Source organism: uncultured Campylobacter sp., assembly GCF_938030815.1.
Taxonomy (GTDB): Bacteria; Campylobacterota; Campylobacteria; order Campylobacterales; family Campylobacteraceae; genus Campylobacter_B.
Window position 1 is genome coordinate 1 of the sequence record NZ_CALHII010000159.1, and the last position, 5,035, is coordinate 5,035.

General features: G+C 47.8%; 5 protein-coding genes. 1 reads left to right on the plus strand and 4 read right to left on the minus strand.

Annotated elements, in window-relative coordinates; translation table 11 throughout:
* Positions 1–119 precede the first annotated feature (119 nt).
* Genes Q0277_RS06270 through Q0277_RS06285 form a run of 4 tightly spaced genes read right to left on the minus strand, consistent with a single transcriptional unit; the run spans position 120 to position 3,276 of the window.
* Positions 120–1,469: a hypothetical protein gene (locus Q0277_RS06270; protein WP_297996570.1), complete on the minus strand. Its 1,350-nt coding sequence runs from the start codon at positions 1,467–1,469 to the stop codon at positions 120–122.
* Positions 1,462–1,704, minus strand: a complete 243-nt coding sequence (locus tag Q0277_RS06275; protein ID WP_297996573.1) for a hypothetical protein — start codon at positions 1,702–1,704, stop codon at positions 1,462–1,464. The genes Q0277_RS06270 and Q0277_RS06275 overlap by 8 nt, the downstream gene beginning before the upstream one ends.
* A gap of 9 nt (positions 1,705–1,713) precedes the next feature.
* Positions 1,714–2,784: a 3-isopropylmalate dehydrogenase gene (gene leuB, locus Q0277_RS06280; RefSeq protein ID WP_297996575.1), complete on the minus strand. Its 1,071-nt coding sequence runs from the start codon at positions 2,782–2,784 to the stop codon at positions 1,714–1,716.
* 9 nt (positions 2,785–2,793) lie between these two features.
* Entirely contained in the window at positions 2,794–3,276 is a 483-nt protein-coding gene (locus Q0277_RS06285; protein ID WP_297996576.1) for a 3-isopropylmalate dehydratase small subunit, read from the minus strand.
* A 407-nt stretch (positions 3,277–3,683) separates the two neighbouring features.
* Between Q0277_RS06285 and Q0277_RS06290 the strand changes: the two genes are divergently transcribed.
* The coding region (locus Q0277_RS06290; protein ID WP_297996578.1) for a sigma-70 family RNA polymerase sigma factor at positions 3,684–5,035 on the plus strand (1,352 nt) is incomplete at its 3' end.

Below are 5,035 nucleotides of genomic sequence, written 5' to 3' on the forward strand. Positions count from 1 at the left end.
CCCAAAAAATTAAAGAACGCCGACTCGCCCGCCCCAAAAAATGATCGCGCACGCAGCCGCCTACTAGATATATGCGTGAGCTAAATTTTTTAAGATAATCTAAAAGCGCGATGAAATCGTCATTTTGATAGATTTTCAAGTCGGTTTTCGATACTTGCAAGCAAAAATTCCATAAATTTTAAATTTAGCTCCACACGCGCGTTCAAATCGCCCTTCTCAAAAGCGTTTAGCCCCTCAAAAAGCACTAAAATCCGCTCTTTTATCGCGCTCAAAAACTCCGCCTCGCTTGAAATTTTAAAATCTGCATTTGCGAGATATTTTGATTTGTCACCCGCTTGTCTCGCAGCCCCAAGATGTCGTGCTTCCTCTGGCTGGCGCACGGCGGAATTTTTAGCACCATAAGAGGCAAAACTTCCAGCTTGCATATCCTGCACGGCAGAATTGCGAAGCTGCGGCGTGGCGAGCTCATGATCTCGCGCCTCAGGGATCGTAAAATTCTGCGGCTGCGAAACGAAATTTTGCTGGCGCGTGGCAGCATTTCGGATCTCTAGCGCGGCGGAATTTTGAGCTTGAAGCGACGCTAAATCCTGCTTTTTAGAATGCGCCGTACCGAAATAATCGTCAGCTTCGTTTTCTTTGAAATCAGAGCCAGGCCCAAAATCGTCATTGCGAAGTTCCTTAAAATGCGCGCCTAAAATACGAGGCGTCAAATCTTGCTTACTTTGGGAGTCGTCATCCGTAGAATTTAGTGCTAATTCAAAATCTTTACTTTCGGCAGAGCTTTGCGCTATGCTTGCGTCCCTGCTTTGCGGCGAAACAAACCCATTCATATTGCTGCCTAAACTATCGTAAATTTCGCCTGCGATGCCCGATAAATCACGAAAGCTTTCGTCAAATTTCGCGGCGGAGCTTTTTAAAATTCCATCGTTTGCAAAGGTTGAATTTGCGGAATCTTTGCTACTTGCAGAAGCGGAATTTATAAAATTTTCTCCATTTAAAGAGACGGAGGCCACGGAATTTTGACCGCCTGCAAGATCAGAGTTTTTAAAATTCTCCTCGCCTGAAAAAGTAAAATTTTCATCTTTTGCGGCAGATTTTTTTAAAGTAGCGTCCGCTGCAAATTCTGCGCTGCTAGGCGCAGAGCTCTTACTCGCCATGGAATTTGAATGATCGAAGGCGGAATTTAAAGCGTCCGATGAAACAAGACGCGAAGTGGAATTTTTAGTATCTAAGGAAGTGAAATTTTGCGCGTTTGATGAAGCGATATCCGGTGCAGATGTGGAATTTAAGGCGCCAGATGCAATGGGATCTGGCGCAAAAGAAGCGGGGCTTAAAGCATCCTGTGCTTCTGCTTCAGCGCTGTTTGCATTCACAGCCCCCTCTTGCTGCACCGCCAAATCTTGCGCGCGCTTTTGCGCTTTCATCTCATTTACTGCTTCGATGATATCTTCCAGTTCATTTTCATACATCAATTAGCCACCTCTTAAATTCTGCTTGTTTGCGCGCATCGACGCTAAAAAAGCGCTCCAGCATCGCCATATTGACGCCCGAGCTTACCCGGTGATTCAAATTTAGCCGCGCAAAAAGCACCGCCGCATCGCCATCTTGCGGATTATCGCGTAAAATACCGCGGCAAATCCGCATTGCGCCGTAAATATCGCCTCTCTCCTCAAGCTTCAAAGCATAAGCCAGCGCGCTATTCAAGGCCTACTCCTAGGCTTTAGCCGCGTAATCTGCGATGATCGAGCCGATCTCTGCAGTCGAGCAAATTTCTTTGGCATCGTACTGCGCGATATCCTTGGTGCGGTATCCGTCGCGAAGCACGGTGCGTACGGCGCTTTCGATCGCCACTGCAGCCTCATTTTCGCCGAATGCGTATTTTAACATCATCGCCGCACTTAAGATCGTAGCAATCGGGTTTGCGATCCCCTGCCCCGCGATGTCGGGCGCGCTGCCGTGGATCGGTTCGTAGATGCCTACCTTACCGCCGATACTCGCACTCGGAAGCAGCCCGATCGAGCCGCAGATCATACTCGCCTCATCGCTTAAAATATCGCCGAATAAATTCTCCGTCAAAATCACATCAAACTGCGCAGGCGCCCGCACGAGCTGCATCGCGGCGTTATCGACGTACATAAACTCCAAATTTATCCCCTCGTAATTTTTGGCTAGCTCGCTTACGACTTCGCGCCACAGCTGGCTTGTTTCAAGCACGTTGGCCTTATCCACAAGCGTTATCTTTTTATTTCGCAAAAGCGCTGCCTCAAACGCGACCTTAGCCACGCGCTCGATCTCGGCAGCGCTGTAACACATCGTATTTAGCGCATCCTTTTCGTTTTTAACGCGCGGCTGCCCGAAATAAATCCCGCCCGTAAGCTCGCGCACCACCATTATATCGACGCCTTTTATGATCTCGGGCTTTAGCGTCGAAGCGTTTATCAGCTCATCAAAAATCATCGCGGGACGCAAATTTGCAAACGCTCCAAGCTCTTTGCGAATTTTTAGCAGTCCGCTTTCTGGGCGCAGTTCGCGCGGCAGACCGTCCCATTTAGCGCCGCCGATCGCACCGAAAAGCACCGCGTCGCTCGATTTAGCGGTATTTAGCGTTTCATCCGGAAGCGGAACGCCCATAATGTCGATTGCCGCGCCTCCCATCAAGCGGTAGTCAAAATTTAGCTCAAAATTAAATTTATGGCTTACGGCATCAAGCACCTTGATCGCTTCTTCGATGATCTCAGGGCCGATTCCGTCGCCTTTTATCACGCATACGTCGTATTTTTTCATCCGAATTCCTTACAAGTTTATCTTTGTTTTTGCATAATTTATCGCTCCGCCGGCATCGAGGAGCTTTTGCATAAACTCGGGAATTGCGCCGAATTTATACTGCGTTTTTTGAGTTAAATTTTTAATTACGCCGCCCTTCAGATCGATGCTAAGCTCGTCGCCCTGCGCGATCTTATCCGTCTCGTCGCATTCGAGGATCAAAAAGCCCGTGTTGAAGCTGTTTCGATAAAAAATCCTAGCGAAGTTTTTTGCGATCACGCATGAAATTCCGGCGGCCTTAAGCGCCATCGGTGCGTGCTCGCGCGAGCTGCCGCAGCCGAAATTTTTCCCCGCTACGATGATGTCGCCGCGAGTTATTTTGGACGAAAAATCCCTGTCCGCATCCTCCATAATGTGCGTCGCAAGCACCGCTGCGTCGGATGTATTTAGGTAGCGCGCCGCGATAATAATGTCGGTGTCGATATCATCGCCGAATTTCCATACTTTTGCCATATTTCCGCCTTAAATTTTAAAATAGATGCGCGATTTTACCGACAAATTTATTAAAATCCGCTCAATCGCTCCGATATGATGGCGGAATTCCTCGCCCAGAATTTAGGGCTAAATTTAAACGCAAAAACGCAGGGATAGGAAGTGCAGAAGCGTTAAATTTTAAAGCGGCAGCGCAAAGGAAGCGGAATTTCGGCTCGTTGGTTTTTCGTCTTGCGAACGCAGAATTTTAGCGAGCAGTCTTAAATTTAGCTAAAAATATAACCTAAATTTTAAAATTTGGCCTAGTTTCTAGAATTTCGAAAATTATTAAATTTAAATAGTTTGCGCCGCATATAAGCAAAAATAAAGAGCGTTTCGGTATAATCCGATTTTCCAAAACCAAATACACAACGACACAAGGAGATTTTATGGCGAGCCCAAAAGACGCCTTAAGCCCCATCGAGCAATTTTTCGACGACAATCAAAAAAGCTACATCACCTACGAAAGACTGATAAAATTTTTCGACAAAGCCCCCACCGCGACGGCCGTTAAGAAGGTCGAAGCGCTTACGAAAAAATTCGACGTCGAGCTGATCTCCGCCGCAGAAATCTCCAAAATCAAAAATTTAGAGGACGCAAAACTCAAAGAAGCCACGCAAAAAAAGCTACTGGACGAGGGCTGGGACGAGGAGTTTGATCTATCCAGCGACGTCGAGCTTTTGGAGTGGAGCCGTTCGGACAGCCCGGTGCGGATGTATCTGCGCGAAATGGGGCAGATCCCGCTGCTAACCAAGGAAGAAGAGATCGAGATCAGCAAAAAAATCGAGCTCGGTGAGGACATCATCATCGACGCGTTTTGCTCCGTACCATATCTGATCGATTTTATACTGGATTATAAAGAGCCGCTCATCAACCGCGAACGCCGCGTTAAGGAGCTTTTCAAGAGCTTTGACGACAGCGACGAAGAGGGTGAAGAGGAGGACGAAGAGGAACTATCGGAGGAGGATTACGACGACGACGAGGAGGATGAGGAGAGCGCGGACGAGGCGAAGCAAAGGCGCTCTAGAAAGAACGATAAGCGCGCTCTAAAGGTCATCGAAAGCTTCAAGGCTCTTGAAAAAGCCAAAAAGGACTGGATGAAATTTGCCGAGAAAAACGCCGAGGCGATTAAGCAGAGCAAGGGAATTTTATCGAAGCTAAACTTGGCGTTTAAAAAGAAAATTTTAAAAGAAAAACTCATGGATCTAGGGCCTACGAGCAAGCTCATCACCGAGATCGTAAAATCGATGGAGACCGCGCTAAAAAGCGACGAGGGCTTCGAAAAAGAGCTCAAGCGCCTAGAGTATAAGCTGCCGATGTTTAGCGCCGAACTGCGCGAAAACCACAAAAAAATTCTAAAAGAGATCACGAGGCTTAGCAAAGACGACATCATCGCGCGCGTGCCGGAAGCTACGATGGTCTCGACCTACGTCGATATTAAAAAGCTCTTTTTAACCAAAGAAGCAAGCAAAAAAAGCTTCAACCTCGAGCCCGAGCGGCTGAAAGAAATTTTAGAGCAGATCAAACGCGGCAAGCGCATCAGCGATAATGCAAAGGCGCGCATGGCTAAGTCCAACCTACGCCTGGTCGTATCCATCGCCAAGCGCTACACCAACCGCGGACTGCCGTTTTTAGACCTCATCCAGGAGGGCAACATCGGGCTCATGAAGGCTGTGGATAAATTTGAATACAAGCGCGGCTATAAATTTTCGACATACGCGACGTGGTGGATCCGCCAGGC